Source organism: Saccharothrix sp. CCNWYY140 (genome assembly GCF_037401995.1).
GTDB lineage: Bacteria > Actinomycetota > Actinomycetes > Mycobacteriales > Pseudonocardiaceae > Actinosynnema.
This window is the reverse complement of record NZ_JBBEGC010000009.1, coordinates 106,030-121,725: the sequence shown is the minus strand read 5'-3', so window position 1 is coordinate 121,725 and position 15,696 is coordinate 106,030. Positions and strand designations below refer to the sequence as shown.

Genomic DNA, 15,696 nt, shown 5'->3' with positions numbered 1-15,696 from the left:
ACCCTCCTCTACCGTGTACCGCTCGACGCACGCCACGACCTGGGGAGCCCGGTGACCGCTGAGATCTTGTACGGGGCCGACGACCTGACGCACCTGGAAGGTCTGGAGGCGGTCCGCAAGCGGCCCGGCATGTACATCGGCTCCACCGACAGCCGGGGCATCAACCACCTGTTCACCGAGGTGGTCGACAACTCCACCGACGAGGGCGTGGCCGGGCACGCGACCAAGATCGTCGTCACGCTGCACGCCGACGGCAGCGTCCAGGTCGACGACGACGGGCGCGGCATCCCCACCGGCACCCACGCCAAGTCCGGGCTGTCCGGTGTGGAGTTGGTGCTGACCAGGTTGCACGCCGGCGGCAAGTTCGGCGGCTCGGGCTACAAGACCTCCGGCGGCCTGCACGGCGTCGGCGCGTCCGCGGTCAACGCCCTGTCCCACCGGTACGACGTGGTGGTGCGCCGCGAGGGCAAGGTGCACGAGATGTCCTTCGCGCACGGCGTGCCCGGCGTGTTCGACGGCCCGGGGCCCAAGGCGGCGTTCACCCGCCAGAGCGGGCTGCGCGTCACCGGGAAGACCCGGAAGACCGGCACGTCCACCCGGTACTGGTACGACGCCCGCTACTTCGAGAACGGCGCCAAGCTCGACGTCGAGGCCGTGCGGGCGAAGTTGCGCAACACGGCGTTCCTCGTGCCGGGCGTGACCTACGTGCTGCGCGACGCCACCGACGGCGCGATCGGCGAGGAGACCTTCCACTACCCGGGAGGTCTGTCCGACATGGTCGACTTCCTGGCGCCGTCGGGCGACAAGCCGGTCTCCGGCACGCTGCTGATCACCGGCGACGGGATCTACCACGAGAACGCGGCCGACGAGAACGGCGTCATGCGGTCCAAGGTGGAGCGCCACGCCGAGGTCGAGATCGCGCTGCGCTGGGGCACCGGCTACGAGCGCACGGTGGAGTGCTTCACCAACACCATCCGCAACGTCCACGGCGGCACCCACCGCCGCGGCTTCGAACGCGCGGTGCTCAAGTCGGTGCAGGAGGCCATCGGCCGCAGCCGGGGCCTGCTCAAGCCCAAGGAGGACCCGCCCACCCTGGACGACGTGCTGGAGGGCATGACCGCCGTCGTCCACGTGCGCATCCCCGAACCGCAGTTCACCTCCCAGACCAAGGACGAGCTCTCCACCGCCGGCATCACCAAGGTGGTGCTGGGCGTCGTGGAGAAGCAGGTCAGGGCGTGGACCGAGGACCGCCGCACGAAGGCGGAAGCCAAGATCGTCCTGCAAAAGGTCGTGGACGCCTCCCGCGTCCGCCTGACCCAGAAGCAGCAGAAGGACGCGGCCCGCCGCAAGACCGCGCTGGAAGGCGCGGCCATGCCCGCGAAACTGGTCGACTGCCGGACCACGGGCGTCGCGCGCTCGGAACTTTTTCTCGTCGAGGGCGACAGCGCGTTGGGTTGCTTCACCGGCGACACGGAGGTGGCCCTCGCGTCCGGTCGTTCCCTGTCCTTCGCCGAGCTGGCCGCCGACTGGGCGCGCGGCGTCACGCACTTCGGCTACACGACCAACAGCGCGGGCCGGGTCGTGGTCGCACCGCTGGTCGAGCCCAGGCTCACCAAGCGTGACGCGTCGCTGGTCCGGGTCACGCTCGACAACGGCGAAGCAGTCCGCTGCACCCCGGACCACCTGTTCCGCCTGCGCGACGGCTCCTACCGCCGCGCCGACCAGCTCCAGCCGGGCGACTCGCTCATGCCCCTGTACCGCAGGGTGTCGGCCAAGGCCTCCGGCGACAAGCTCGAAGGCTACGAGCAGGTCTGGATGAACGACCGCGCCGAGTGGGTCTACACCCACTACCTCGCCGACGCGTTCAACCTCCGACACGGCCTCGACAGCGCGGAGAACGGCAACGTCCGCCACCACGTGGATGTGGACAAGCGCAACAACGACCCGCGCAACCTGCGCCGCATGACGTGGGAGGACCACGCGGCCCTGCACGCGTCGATGATGGGCGCGCACGTCCACGAGGGCTATCGCGCGTGGCTCGCGGCCGGTGGTACCGAGTTCAAGTCCGCGATGATGTCCGGGCAGTGGCAGGACCCGGAGTTCCGCCGGGCGTGCCTGGCACGGCTCGCCGAGCGCAACGCCGACCCGGAGTTCCGGCAGCGGATCGAAAAGGGTTTCCGGGACTGGTACCGGTCGTTGTCCGGTGCCGAACGCGCCGCCTACGCCGAGCGGATGCGGCAATGGCAGGCGACCTACTGGGCCGACCCCGCGCACCGCGCCGACGCGGCCGAACGCGTGCGCATCCTTTTCGCGGACCCGGCGCGCCGCGAGGAGTGGCGGGAGCGAGCTGTCGCGCAGTGGCAGGACCCGGAGCTGCGGGCCTGGCGGTCCGCGGCGACCTCCGCGCGCTTCTCCGACCCCGCCGAACGCGACCGGCAGCGCGACGCCGTGCTCGCCTGGCACCGGGACAACCCGGAGTTCGCCGAGCGGCACAGCCTGCGCATGAAGATCCGCATGCTCGACCCCGACAACGGCCACCTCGCCGCGGCGCAGGAGGGCAGGCGGCGTTACGTCGCCACCGTGCCCAAGACCGAGCGGGTCCGGCAGCAGGTCGAGGGTCGCCGGCTGGCCGCGCTGAAGCGGCTGCGTCCGCTGCTGTCGCTCACCGACGTCGAACTCGCGCAGGCGTACGAGAACGAGCGGCCGGCCACCGCGCGCACCGGGCTGCGGTTCGACCGGCTGCTCGCCGGGTACGACGGCGACCTCGGGCGGCTGCGCGAGGCCGCGGCACAGGTCAACCACACCGTGGCGGCGGTCGAGCCGCTGGCCGAGACCGAGGACGTCTACGACCTGACGGTCGACGGCTACCACAACTTCGCGCTGGCAGCCGGGGTGTTCGTCCACAACAGCGCGCGCATGGCGCGGGTGTCGGAGTACCAGGCGTTGTTGCCGTTGCGGGGCAAGATCCTCAACGTGCAGAAGGCGTCCCTGGCCGACACCCTGCGCAACGCCGAGATCGCCTCCATCGTCCAGGTGCTCGGCGCGGGCACCGGCCGGACGTTCGACCTCGGGGCCATGCGGTACGGCCGGGTGATCCTGATGGCCGACGCCGACGTCGACGGCTCGCACATCCGGACGCTGCTGATCACCTTGTTCGCCAAGTACATGCGCCCGGTGATCGAGGACGGCCGGCTCTACGCCGCCATGCCGCCGCTGCACAAGGTGATGACCAAGGGCCGCAACGCCGAGACCCACTTCACCTTCAGCCAGCGGGAGATGGAGCAGAAGGTCGCGCAGTTGGAGAAGGCGGGCAAGACGGTGGTCAAGCCGGTGCCCCGGTTCAAGGGTCTGGGCGAGATGGACGCGGACGAGTTGTGGGAGACCACGATGAACCCCGCCACCCGGTCCGTCCGCCGGATCACGCTGCACGACGCGGAGGCCGCCGAGGCCGCGTTGGAGCTGTTGATGGGCGAGAAGGTGGAGCCGCGCCGGGCGTGGCTCGTCGAGTCGGCCGCCCGGGTCGACCAGTCCGCGATCGACGTCTGAGGCCAGGAGAAGCGACACAGTGGCACGCCGCAAGACCCCCACGACCCGGGTCGACCCGTCCGCGTTCGACCGCGCCGGCGCGCAGGTCATCGACAACTCGCTGACCACCGAGATCGAGGACTCCTACCTGGAGTACGCGTACTCGGTGATCCACTCGCGGGCGCTGCCGGACGCGCGGGACGGGCTCAAGCCGGTGCACCGCCGGATCCTGTTCTCGATGAACGAGCAGGGCCACCGGCCCACCAGCCCGTACGTGAAGTCCTCCCGGGTGGTCGGCGACTGCTTCGTGCGCGGCGCGCTGGTGTCGACGCCGTCCGGGTTGCGGCGCATCGAGGACATCGAGGTCGGCGACCTGGTCCTGGACCCGGCCGGGAACGCGGTGCGGGTCGGCGAGGTCTACGAGAACCCGGTGTCCGAGCTGGTCCGCGTGACCTGGGCGAACGGCGACTCGATGCTGGTGACGCCGGGCCAGCGGTTCCGGACCGACGACTGCGGGTGGACCGACGCCCGCGACCTCGCCGGGCGCCGCACGACCGCGTTCGGCGCGTCCCGGCACGCGACCCTGGTCGCCGACGGCGGTGACGTCGAGGCCTACGTGCTGGGCCTGGTGGCGGCGCGGGGCGTGGTCGAGGACGGCCGCGTGCAGCTGACGATGGCCGACTGCGCGCCGCTGGACACCGCGCACGGGTGGGCCATCGCGCACGAGATGACCGTGACGCGCGACAAGTACGAGGGCTCCGACGGCGTCGACCTGCACGTCCTGGCGTTCGACCCGGACTTGGCGCTGTTGGGGGCCGTCGAGGCCGTCCCGGCCGCCGTCGTCGCCGAGCGCACGCACTGGGCCCCGTTCCTGGCGGGCCTGTTCGACGGCGCGGGCCACGTCCACGAGGGCCGCGAGATCGGGTTCGCCGAGACCCGCGACGAGGTCTACGCGATGCTGGCCGACGCCGGCGTGCGCGCCGAGCGCGACCGGGGCCTGTGGGTGTCCGGCCGGCACGCCTCGGCCCTGGCCGCCGCCCTGCTGCGCTGGACCAAGACCCGCCACGACGACCTGGTGGACGTCATCCGCGCCGCCCGCGCCGAGGACCCGGTGGAGCTGACGGCGACCTGCGAGGTCGTGTCGGTCGAACCGGCGGAGCCGGACACCACCTACGACATCCAGGTCGAGGCCGACGAGCACGCGTTCGTCGTGGCCGGCCAGGTCGTGCACAACTGCATGGGCAAGTACCACCCGCACGGCGACGGCGCGATCTACGACGCGATGGTCCGCCTGGCCCAGGACTTCTCCCTCAACACCCCGCTCGTCGACGGGCACGGCAATTTTGGAAGCCCAGACGACGGCCCGGCTGCGAGCCGTTACACCGAGGCCCGCATGTCGCCGGCCGCGATGTTGCTGGTCGGGGAGTTGGACGAGGAGACCGTCGACTTCCGGCCCAACTACGACGGCTCGCTCCAGGAGCCGTCCGTCCTGCCCGCCGCCTTCCCGAACCTGCTGGTCAACGGCACGTCCGGGATCGCGGTCGGCATGGCGACGAACATGATCCCGCACAACCTGGGCGAGGTCGTGGCGGCGGCGCGGTGGTTGGTGAACCACCCCGACGCCGACCTGGACAAGCTCATGGAGTTCATCCCCGGCCCCGACCTGCCCACCGGTGGCGTGCTGCTGGGGCTGGACGAGGTGCGCAAGGCCTACGAGACCGGCCGCGGTGTGGTGCGGATGCGGGCCAAGGTGGAGACCGGGCCGTTGGAGGGCAGTCGCGGGCGGCAGGCGATCACGCTGACCGAGCTGCCCTACGGCGTCGGGCCCGAGAAGATCATCGAGAAGATCACCGACGAGGTGACCAAGTCCAAGCGGCTGACCGGCATCGCCGACGTCAAGGACCTCACCGACCGCGAGAACGGCGTCCGCGTCGTCATCGAGTGCAAGGTCGGCGTGAACCCGCAGGCGCTGCTGGCCGACCTGTACCGCCTGACGCCGATGGAGCAGTCCTTCGGCATCAACAACCTGGTGCTGGTGGACGGCCAGCCGCAGACGCTGGGCCTCAAGGCGCTGCTGGAGGTCTTCCTCAGGCACCGCTACGAGGTCGTCACCCGGCGCACCCGCTACCGCCGCCGCAAGCGCGAGGACCGGCTGCACCTGGTCGAGGGCCTGCTCAAGGCCCTGCTGGACATCGACAAGGTGATCAAGCTGATCCGGGGCAGCGAGAACGCCCAGGCCGCGAAGGACGGCCTGATGAAGACGTTCAAGCTCTCCGAGGTGCAGGCCACCTACATCCTCGACACGCCGTTGCGCCGCCTCACCCGCTACGACTCCATCGAGCTGGAGGCCGAGCAGGAGCGGCTGCGCGGGGAGATCGCCGAGCTGACCAAGATCCTCGACGATGAGCGCGAGTTGAAGAAGGTCGTGTCGGGCGAGCTGGCCAAGGTCGCCAAGGACCTGGGCGCCGAGCGCCGCACGGTGCTGCTCGACGGTGACCTCAAGGAGGTGCTGGCGGCGTCCAAGCCGGCCGGGCCGCTGGAGGTCGCCGACGACCCGTGCCAGGTGATCCTGTCGGCGACCGGGCTGGTGGCGCGGACGGCGGCGGAGTCGGAGGAGGCCTCGGAGGCGCGGCGGCGCAACGGGCGGACCAAGCACGACGCCGTCGCGGCGGTGGTCCACACGACGGCGCGCGGCCAGGTGCTGCTGGTGACCAACCTGGGTCGGGCGGTGAAGACCGACGTGCTGCCGCTGCCGGTGTTGCCGGAGGGCAGCGGGACGGTGTCGTTGAGCGGCGGCATGGCGGCCGGGGAGCTGCTGGGGCTGTCCAAGGGCGAACGGGTCGTGGGCATCGCGCCGTTGACCGACACCGACTCGCCGGGGCTGGCGCTGGGCACGCGGCAGGGCGTGGTGAAGGTGTGCGCGCCGGAGTGGCCGGTGCGGTCGGAGGAGTTCGAGGTGATCACCCTCAAGGAGGGTGACGAGGTGGTCGGCGTGTCGTGGCTGGGCGGCGCGGAGGAGTCGCTGGTGTTCGTCTCGTCCGACTCGTCGTTGCTGCGCTACGGCGCTTCGCTGGTGCGACCGCAGGGGCTCAAGGGCGGTGGCATGGCCGGGATCAACCTCGCGGCCGGTCAGCGGGTGGTGTTCTTCGGCGCGGTGCGGACCGACGACGACGAGCACGGCGAGCCGATGGTGGTGACCTCGACGGGGCAGAGCGTGAAGGTGACGCCGTTCGCGGAGTACCCGGCGAAGGGTCGGGCGACCGGCGGTGTGCGGTCGCAGCGGTTCCTCAAGGGCGAGAACGGGCTGGTGCTGGCGTGGGTCGGACCGCGCCCGGCGGGTGCGGCGGACAACGGGTCGCCGGTGGAGCTGCCCGAGGTGGACGTGCGGCGCGACGCGTCGGGCCACGCCCACCCGGGTCCGGACGTGGTGGGGCACTTGATCGAGCGGGGCTGATCCCGCGAAAGTGAAAACCATAGTCGTTAAGCTGGCGGCATGACGACCTTGGACCCGACGACCGCGCGCTCGCTCCGGCGAGGCTGGGACGCCCAGCAGCAGCCCTTCCTGCCCTGGCGGGAGGAGGTGTTCGACGTCCTGGCCGCACGGGCGCGCGGTCGGGTGCTGGACCTGGCCGGCGGGACGGGCTCGATCGCGTCCCGCCTGACCGACGTCACCGTGCTGGACGTGGACCCGGTGCTGCTGGAGATCGCCCGGGTCGCGCTGGGCGTGCCGGTGGTGCGCGCCGACCTGAGCGGACCGGGCTGGGCGTCGGGGTTGCCGCGGTTCGACTCGGTGCTGGCGGGAACCGCGCTGCACCACTTCGGCCCGGACCGGCTGCGGGCGCTCTACGCCGAGATCCGCGACCTGCTCACCCCCGGCGGTCTGTTCGCCAACGCCGACCGCATGCCGGAACCCGGTGCGGCTCCCGATGGGTCCGGTGAGGCGGCGATGGCGGCGTGGCACGAGTGGTGGCGGAAGGCGTTGGCGCACCCCGCGCTCGCGGAGGCGGCGGCCGATCGGGTCGACGGCGAGTCCGCCGATTTCTACCCGCCCGTGTCCTGGCACGTCGACGCCTTGACGGCGGCCGGATTCGCGCACGTCGAGGTCGTCTGGCGGCGAGGGGACGCCGCGGTCGTGGTGGCCCACCGCTGACGATCGTCCACAGTGGACCCCGGCTGGCCATCCGGGGCGGGGACACGAGAACGGGGCATAAAGCCATTCCCCGGGGTGCTGATCCGGCAATACCGTGGACGGCGAGGGGGAGTGGCATGGACGCAGCGAAGACGGACACGTTCGCCGGCGCCCTGCGCGCGGCGATCGCGGCCCGCGGACTGGGGTTGGAGCGCATCCGCGAGCACCTGGAGCAGCACGGGGTCAAGGTCAGCCTGGCGACGTTGAGCTACTGGCAGTCGGGGCGCAGCAGGCCGGAGCGGCGGTCGTCGCTGGCGGCGATCGGGTTGCTGGAGGAGGTGCTGGCCCTGCCGCCGGGCCACCTGGAGAACCTGCTGGGTCCGCCGCGACCGCGGGGGCGGTGGCTCAAGCGGGTGCCGGACGAGCCGGTGCCGATCAGCTCCCTGTGGGCCGACCGGGAGAGCGTCGAGTGGGCCGTGCGGCAGGTGGACACCGGGTGGGACGACGTGCTGACCCGGTTGAGCCAGCACGACTTCGTCACCGTGGGCGCCGACCGCGCCGAACGCGTGATCCGGTCCCGGCACGTGCTGCGCGCCGAAGCGGACGGCGCGGACCGGTGGGTGGTGATCGCCGGCACCGAGCGTCCCGGCACACCGCTGCCGCTGCTGCGCCCGGTGCGGCACTGCGCGGTCGGCCGCACGGTCGGCCGGCGTGATGCGGGGGTGGTGTGCGCGGAGCTGGTGTTCGACCGGGCGTTGCGGCGCGGCGAGAGCATCGTCATCGAGCACGAGTTGGTCAGCCGACCGCCGTTCGGCGTCACCACGGCGGTCGGCCGCAAGTTCCGGCTGCCGGTGCGGGAGTACGTGCTGGAGGTGGCCTTCGACCCGGCGGCGCTGCCGGTGTCGTGCGAGCAGTACCACCGGGCCGACGGACGCCCGGAGACGGCGGTGCCGGTGCGGGTCGACGCGAGCGGCTCCCTGCTGGGCGTCGCGCTCGACATCGGCCCGGGCACCTACGGCTTCCGCTGGCAGTGGTGACCGCCGCCCGGCCACCGCCGCCCGGCTCAGTCCACGCAGAACTCGTTGCCCTCGACGTCGAGCATCGGGATGCACGACTCGTTTTCCTCGTCGGCGACCAGCACCTGCACGATGCTCGCGCCCAGCGCGACCAGCCGGTCGGCCTCCGCCTTCAGCGTGGCCAGGCGCTCCTCGCCCACGAGGCCCGTGCCGACGCGCACATCGAGGTGCACGCGGTTCTTGACGACCTTGCCCTCGGGGACGCGCTGGAAGTACAGCCGTGGCCCCACGCCCGTCGGGTCGACGCAGGCGAACCACGCGCCCTCGCGGTCGGCGGGCAGGGAGCGCCCGAACTCGTCCCAGTCGGCGAACCCGTCCGGGGGCGGGACCGGGACGTAGCCCAGCACCTCGCACCAGAAACGCCCGACGCGCGCGGGGTCCGCGCAGTCGAAGGTGACTTGGAACGTCTTGATCGAACTCATCCGTCCACAATAGTCCGCCGCTCCGGCCGACGAGCCACTCAGCTGTAGTACCGGCGCAGCTGGGGCCACACCCGGGACCACTGTGGCGCCTTGCACAGGGCCACGTCCGTCCCGTCCTCCTCGTTCTCCACCGCGGCGTGGTGGATCTCCACCACCCGGCACTCGGTGAACTCCGGGCTGCGCGCGCCCACCACCAGCACCGGCCCGTCGGAGGTGTCCGCGGGCGGACCCCAGTCGGCGTAGGACATGTGCCCCGAGTGCGGCCGGGGCAGGCCGTGCTCCGGGCCGAACCGCTCGATCGCGCCCGCCTGCCCGTAGTTGCGCGCGAAGACCACCGCCTCGCCGCGCCGCTCGGCCGGGATGGTCGCCCACACCCGGGCGACGGTGGCGGTCAGCTCGGGCCAGCCGACCTGTTCGCCCGCCTCGGGGTTGATCGCGAGCACCGGACCCAGGGCCGGTGCGGGCAGCACGGGCAGGCCGACCACCACCGACACCGCCGTGCCGACGACCGCGCCCGTCCCCGCCCACACCCGGTGCCGAGCGGCCCAGCGCACCGCCGGCGCGGCTCCGGCCGCGAGCAGCACCACCAGCAACGGCATGGTGTAGTACGGCTTGCCGCCGCTGATCACGGTGATCGCGCACAGCACCGGGTAGGCCAGCGCGACCGACCGGTGGCGCGGCTCCTGCCACAACCGCACGAACCCCGCCACCCACACCGGCACCAGCACCGGCGACAGGTACAGCAGTTGCAGGGGCACGAACATCGCCCGGTTCTCGCCGCCGTCCACCTCGCTGATCCCGCCGGCCACCCGCAGCAGCGGGAAGTCGTGCCGGAGCTGCCAGAGGAACACCGGGGCCGTGAGCAGCGCCGCCACCAGCACCCCGACCGGCAGCCACCGGCTCAGCAGCACCCGGCGCGGCCCGGTGACCAGCAGCGCCACGCCCAACGACACGACCAGCAGCGGCACCAGCCACTTGTTGGCCATCGCCACGCCGACGGCCGCCCCGACCGCCACCCACCACCGGCCGTCGCCGCGCAGCACGCGCAGGAAGAAGTACGCGATCGCCACCCACAGCAGCAGGTCGACGGTGGCCGTGGACAGCATGTGCGTGATGCCGAGCACGAACCCGGACAACGCGGTCGCGGCGGCGGCGAAGACCTGGGCGGCCCGGCCGCCGCCGAGTTCGGCCGTGATCAGGGCCACCACGACGAGGGTGGCGGCGGCGAGCAGGGTGGCGGCCACCCGCAGGCCCGCCGGCGTCTCGCCCAGCAGCGCCGTGAACGCGCGCGCCAGCAGCGGTGTCAGCGGCGGCTGGTCGACATAACCCCAGGCCGGGTGCTTGCCGGCGGCCAGGAAGTACAGCTCGTCGCGGTGGAACCCGTACCGGTCGGACAGTGCGGTGAGCACCACCGCCTGCACCGCGACCACGACCCCCACCTCGCGCCACGCGAACCGCATCACGTCCCCCACAAGAGTGACCCCGGCCACACACCCTGGCGTGGTCCGCGCCACCCCGCAACGGCGGAATAGCGATCGACGCGGTACCGTTGTGCGCAGTAGTTGAAAGTGCAACTACTTGGACCGAGGAGCGGTTATGCAGTTCGGTGTCTTCACCGTCGGCGACGTGACGCCCGACCCCACCACGGACCGGACGCCGACCGAGGCCGAGCGCATCAAGGCGATGGTCGCGATCGCGCTCAAGGCCGAGGAGGTCGGCCTGGACGTGTTCGCGACCGGCGAGCACCACAACCCGCCGTTCGTGCCGTCCTCGCCCACCACGATGCTCGGCTACGTCGCGGCGCGCACGGAACGCCTCATCCTGTCCACCGCCACCACGCTGATCACCACCAACGACCCGGTCAAGATCGCCGAGGACTACGCGATGCTCCAGCACCTGGCCGACGGCCGGGTGGACCTGGTCATGGGCCGGGGCAACACCGGCCCGGTGTACCCGTGGTTCGGCAAGGACATCCGCGACGGCATCGACCTGGCCATCGAGAACTACCACCTGCTGCACCGGTTGTGGCGCGAGGACGTCGTGGACTGGCAGGGCCGCTTCCGCACCCCGCTCCAGTCGTTCACCGCGACGCCCCGGCCGCTGGACGGCGTGCCGCCGTTCGTGTGGCACGGCTCGATCCGCAGCCCGGAGATCGCCGAGCAGGCCGCGTACTACGGCGACGGCTTCTTCGCGAACAACATCTTCTGGCCCAAGGAGCACTTCCAGCGGCTGATCAACCTCTACCGGGAGCGCTTCGAGCACTACGGGCACGGCGCCGCGCACCAGGCGATCGTCGGCCTCGGCGGCCAGGTGTTCATGCGCCGCAACTCCCAGGACGCCGTCCGCGAGTTCCGGCCGTACTTCGACAACGCCCCCGTCTACGGGCACGGCCCGTCGCTGGAGGAGTTCACCTCGCAGACGCCGCTGACCGTGGGCAGCCCGCAGGAGGTCATCGACAAGACGCTGACCTTCCGCGAGCACTTCGGCGACTACCAGCGGCAGCTGTTCCTGATGGACCACGCCGGCCTGCCGCTCAAGACCGTGCTGGAGCAGCTGGACATGCTCGGCGAGATCGTGCCGGTGCTGCGCCGCGAGTTCGCCATCGGGCGGCCCGCCGACGTGCCCGACGCCCCCACCCACGCTTCCCTGCTCGCCGCCGCCTCGAAGGAGGGCGTGAAGTGACGACCCTGGCCGTCGTGTCGGCCGGTCTCGGTGAGCCGTCGTCCAGCCACCTGCTGGCCGACCGGCTCGCCGCCGCCGTCGACCGTGAGCTGCCCGTCGACCTCCGGTCCGTCCGGCTGCGCGACGTGGCGCGGGACGTGGCGGACAACCTGGTGACCGGGTTCCCCAGCGCCCGGCTGAAGGAGGTCGTGGACGACGTCGTCACGGCCGACGGGCTGATCGTGGTGACGCCGACGTTCAACGCCTCCTACAGCGGGCTGTTCAAGTCCTTCGTGGATGTGCTGGAGCCGGACTCCCTGGTGGGCAAGCCTGTGTTGATCGCGGCGACCGGCGGGACCGAACGCCACTCGCTGGTGCTCGACCACGCCCTGCGCCCGTTGTTCGCCTACCTGCGTGCCGTCGTCGTGCCGACCGGCGTCTACGCGGCGTCCTCGGACTGGGGCGCGCCGGAGGGCCTGTCGACCCGCATCGATCGGGCCGCGGGTGAGCTGGCCGGCCTGCTGGAAGGGCGGGTCGCGACCAAGCCGGCGGACACCTTCGTGCCCTTCGACCAGCTGCTCAACCGGCGGTGACGGCCGGGCGGGCGCGGCGGAAATGCGCCTGACCGCAGGGCCGATCGGCGCATAGAGTCCGATCATGACCTCTGTCGTGCCCGCCGCGCTCGCGCTCGCCACGCACAACTCCGACGTCCTGCACACCGTGCTCGCCGAGACCCGCGGGCACGAGCTGATCCGCCGGCCGGGCTTCACCGCGATGCGGGGACCCGGCCTGGTCCGCGTGCTGGTGCGGGGTCCGGAGCCGGCGGCGGACGACGTCGCCGAGATGGCGGACCTGGTCGCGGCGGCGGGGGAGCGGCGGGTGACCGTCGTCGAGGACCCGTTCGCCGTGCTCGACTGCGCGGACTGGGGGCTGGGAAGCCGGGAGCTGCCGGTCATGGCGCGGCAACCCGGTCCGGTGTCCCCGCCCGCGCTCGACGTGACGCCGGTGGAGACGGTGGCGCAGCTCGCGGCGGCGGAGAAGGTCGTGCTGGACGGGTTCCCGCTGCCCGGGTTCGCGCCGGGGGAGGCGTTGACGCCCGCCCTGCTCGACCGGCCCGAGGCGCGGCTGCACCTGGTGGCGCGCGACGGCGAGCCCACCGGCGCCTGTCTGTCCATCCTGGACGGTCACGCGACCGGCCTGTACTGGGTGACGACTCTCCCGGAGCACCGCTCCCGGGGCGTGGGGCGGGCGCTGCTCGCCGCCGCGCTCGACGGGGTGGACGGGCCGGCCACCCTGACCGCGACCGAGGCCGGCCGCCCGCTCTACGACTCCTTCGGCTTCACCGTCGTGGCGCACGCCAAGTGGTGGTGGAAGCCGACGGGGTGAGCGCGGGCGGGCCGGTCGGGGCCTTCGGGTCGGCGAACCCGGTGGTCAGACGTCCGCGCGCGGGGAATAGGTGAGGCAGTTCGCCGCGTGCCCGCCCTCGCCCGGACCGACGCGGATGTCGGAGGCCGAGCATTCCAGGTCCTTGTTGTACCGGCAGTCGGTGCGCGAACACGCGCCGACCTGGGCGATCACCCGGTCCAGTCCGCCCTTGCGCGACAGCGGGATGAACGTGCCGCAGTCGGCGGCGCCGTTGTGGCCGCTCACGGTGATGGCGAAGGCGTGGCAGCCGTCGTGGTTGTACGAACAGCCCGCGACCGTGCACTCGCTGACATGGGGCATTTCAGTGGTGGTCATCCCGGCTCCTCGGTCGATTGTTTCGCCGTTTCGCACAGTGCCCCACCTATTGCATGGTCGCAACACGAGAATGATTAGGTTAGCCTTACCATTCATTTCTTTCCGTGGTCGCGGGCCGCATTTCCTCCGGTCGAGGGTGCGACCGGTGTGCGCGACACACCACGGGGCGCTCGCGGACGGGGCGATGATCGGCCGGCATCGTGGCGGGGTACACACGTTCGACGGTCACCTGATCGAGCGGACGCGATCGCTGGAGGGGATGGGGAAGTGGTGGAGGAGCGGACCGTCGCGGGCCGGTACCGGTTGACGGACCGGATCGGCGCGGGTGGCATGGGCGTCGTCTGGCGCGCCGAGGACACCCGGCTGCGGCGCATCGTCGCGCTCAAGGAGTTGGTGACCCGCAACGGTTTCGACGCCGACTCGGTGCGCCGCGCGGTCCGCGAGGGCCGCATCGCCGCCCGGCTCCAGCACGCCAACGTGATCGCGCTCTACGACGTGGTCGAGGACGACGGCCGGCCGTGGCTGGTGATGGAGTACCTGCCCTCGCGCAGCCTCGCGGCGATCCTGGTCGACCGCGGCACCCTGCCGCCGGACGAGGTGCGGCGCGTCGGCGCGCAACTGGCGTCCGGGCTGGCGGCGGCGCACGCGGCCGGCGTCGTGCACCGGGACGTCAAGCCCGGCAACGTGCTGGTGACCGAGTTCGGCACGGTCAAGGTCACCGACTTCGGCACCTCCCGCGTGGCGGGGGAGGGCACGATCACGGCGACCGGCATGCTCGTCGGCACACCCGCCTACCTGGCCCCGGAGGTCGCGCGCGGCGAGGAGATCGGCTTCCCGGCCGACGTGTTCGGCGTCGGCGCGACCCTGTACGCGGCGCTGGAGGGCGCACCGCCGTTCGGCACCGACGGCAACCCCATCCTGCTGCTGCACCGGGCCGCCGAGGGCAAGTACCCGCCGCCGTCGAACGCGGGCACGCTGGAACCGGTCCTGACCCGCCTGCTCGACCCGAACCCCGAGACCCGGCCGACGATGGCCGAGGCGGTCCGGATGCTCAGCGAGGAGTCGACCGACCCGGCCACGGTGCTGGCCTCCGCCCTGCCCTCCGCGCCGGCGACCAAGGTGATCGTCCCGCCGAGCCCGCCCGCGGAAACCCCGGCCGACCCGACCCCTCCCGCCGACCCGACTCCGGAACCCGCCGCACCCGCCGCCGCGCCCGACGCCGGCAGCGGACCCGCGCCGACACCACCGCCCGCCACCCCGCCGGCTGGTATGACCCCGCCGGCGGACTACACGCCGGCCGCCGCGCCGCCCGCGCCGCAGTCACCCGCGCCGCAGTCACCCGCGCCGCAGTCACCCGCGCCGCAGTCACCCGCGCCGCAGTCACCCGCCGCGCCGCCCAGGCCGCAGTCGGCCGCGCCGCAGTCGGCCGCAGCGACTCCGGCGGACTACCAGCCCGCCGCCGCGGTCCCGCCCGTGACCCGGCCCATCGAGGACCCCGCCCACCGGGACCCCGCCCGCGAGGAGCCCGCCGACAAGCGCGACCGCAAGCGCCCCCTGCTGCTGGCCGGCGCGGCGCTGGCCGTGCTGCTCGTGGTCCTGCTGGTCGTGCTGCTCAACCGCGACAAAACGCCGCCGAACGACCAGGCCGGCAGCCCCACCGACACCACGACCACCACGACGCCGGCCCTCGAACCCACCACCGAGCCGCAGCAGCCCCCGGCCACCTCCACCGAGCAGCCCACCACGACCCAACCCCCCACGACCACCACCACCACGGCACCAGCGCCGCAGCCGGCCGGCACCGCGGACAAGGGCCTCGCCGACTACTACGCGCTCATGCCGGGCGACATCCAGGGCGGCTGGTCCCGCCTCACCGACGCCTTCAAGGCCACGCCACGGGTGGGGAGCTTCGAGCAGTACCAGAACTTCTGGAGCGGGATCGCCTCGGTGCAGCTCAGCAACGTCACCCTCCAGGACGCCAACCACGTCTCCGCCACCGTCACCTACCTCACCAAGGCGGGCGGCACCGAGAGCTACTTCCACACCTTCACCCTGGTGCAGGTCAACGGGACGTGGATGATCGACGGCCAGACGTGAGCGCCGAACGCCTGACATAGGGCCTTTCGGCCCATAGCGGGCACCG

Annotated in this window: 11 protein-coding genes; 8 read left to right on the top strand and 3 right to left on the bottom strand. The window is 72.3% G+C overall.

The window, feature by feature from the left end:
* Positions 1-51: 51 nt before the first annotated feature.
* From WBN91_RS08050 to WBN91_RS08035, 4 genes are all read left to right on the top strand, one after another.
* Complete coding sequence (locus WBN91_RS08050) at positions 52-3,546, top strand: ATP-binding protein (RefSeq protein WP_337722636.1); 3,495 nt, start codon at positions 52-54, stop codon at positions 3,544-3,546.
* Positions 3,547-3,565: 19 nt separating this feature from the next.
* Positions 3,566-6,979, top strand: a complete 3,414-nt coding sequence (locus WBN91_RS08045; RefSeq protein WP_337722635.1) for a DNA topoisomerase (ATP-hydrolyzing) — start codon at positions 3,566-3,568, stop codon at positions 6,977-6,979.
* A gap of 39 nt (positions 6,980-7,018) precedes the next feature.
* The gene (locus WBN91_RS08040; protein ID WP_337722634.1) at positions 7,019-7,675 is read left to right on the top strand and encodes a class I SAM-dependent methyltransferase; all 657 of its coding nucleotides are present in this window, start codon (positions 7,019-7,021) and stop codon (positions 7,673-7,675) included.
* A 116-nt stretch (positions 7,676-7,791) separates the two neighbouring features.
* Positions 7,792-8,691: an XRE family transcriptional regulator gene (locus tag WBN91_RS08035; RefSeq protein ID WP_337722633.1), complete on the top strand. Its 900-nt coding sequence runs from the start codon at positions 7,792-7,794 to the stop codon at positions 8,689-8,691.
* A gap of 26 nt (positions 8,692-8,717) precedes the next feature.
* Here the strand turns inward: WBN91_RS08035 and WBN91_RS08030 are convergent, their stop codons facing one another.
* Positions 8,718-9,152, bottom strand: coding sequence for a VOC family protein (locus WBN91_RS08030; RefSeq protein WP_337722632.1), 435 nt, complete (start codon positions 9,150-9,152; stop codon positions 8,718-8,720).
* Between the two features lie 38 nt (positions 9,153-9,190).
* Complete coding sequence (locus tag WBN91_RS08025) at positions 9,191-10,612, bottom strand: glycosyltransferase family 39 protein (RefSeq protein WP_337722631.1); 1,422 nt, start codon at positions 10,610-10,612, stop codon at positions 9,191-9,193.
* Positions 10,613-10,748: 136 nt separating this feature from the next.
* Between WBN91_RS08025 and WBN91_RS08020 the strand changes: the two genes are divergently transcribed.
* The 3 genes from WBN91_RS08020 to WBN91_RS08010 all read left to right on the top strand — a co-directional run bounded on the left by WBN91_RS08020 (position 10,749) and on the right by WBN91_RS08010 (position 13,199).
* Complete coding sequence (locus WBN91_RS08020; protein WP_337722630.1) at positions 10,749-11,834, top strand: LLM class flavin-dependent oxidoreductase; 1,086 nt, start codon at positions 10,749-10,751, stop codon at positions 11,832-11,834.
* Positions 11,831-12,406, top strand: coding sequence for an FMN reductase (locus WBN91_RS08015; protein ID WP_337722629.1), 576 nt, complete (start codon positions 11,831-11,833; stop codon positions 12,404-12,406). The genes WBN91_RS08020 and WBN91_RS08015 overlap by 4 nt, the downstream gene beginning before the upstream one ends.
* A gap of 64 nt (positions 12,407-12,470) precedes the next feature.
* Positions 12,471-13,199, top strand: coding sequence for a GNAT family N-acetyltransferase (locus WBN91_RS08010; RefSeq protein WP_337722628.1), 729 nt, complete (start codon positions 12,471-12,473; stop codon positions 13,197-13,199).
* Positions 13,200-13,244: 45 nt separating this feature from the next.
* On the opposite strand, the gene WBN91_RS08005 is transcribed toward WBN91_RS08010, so the two are convergent.
* A complete protein-coding gene (locus WBN91_RS08005) occupies positions 13,245-13,553 on the bottom strand; it encodes a DUF1540 domain-containing protein (RefSeq protein ID WP_337722627.1) in 309 nt (102 codons plus the stop codon).
* A 267-nt stretch (positions 13,554-13,820) separates the two neighbouring features.
* On the opposite strand from WBN91_RS08005, the gene WBN91_RS08000 reads away from it, so the two are divergent.
* On the top strand, positions 13,821-15,650 hold the full coding sequence (locus tag WBN91_RS08000) for a serine/threonine-protein kinase (RefSeq protein ID WP_337722626.1): 1,830 nt from the start codon (positions 13,821-13,823) through the stop codon (positions 15,648-15,650).
* Positions 15,651-15,696: the final 46 nt, after the last annotated feature.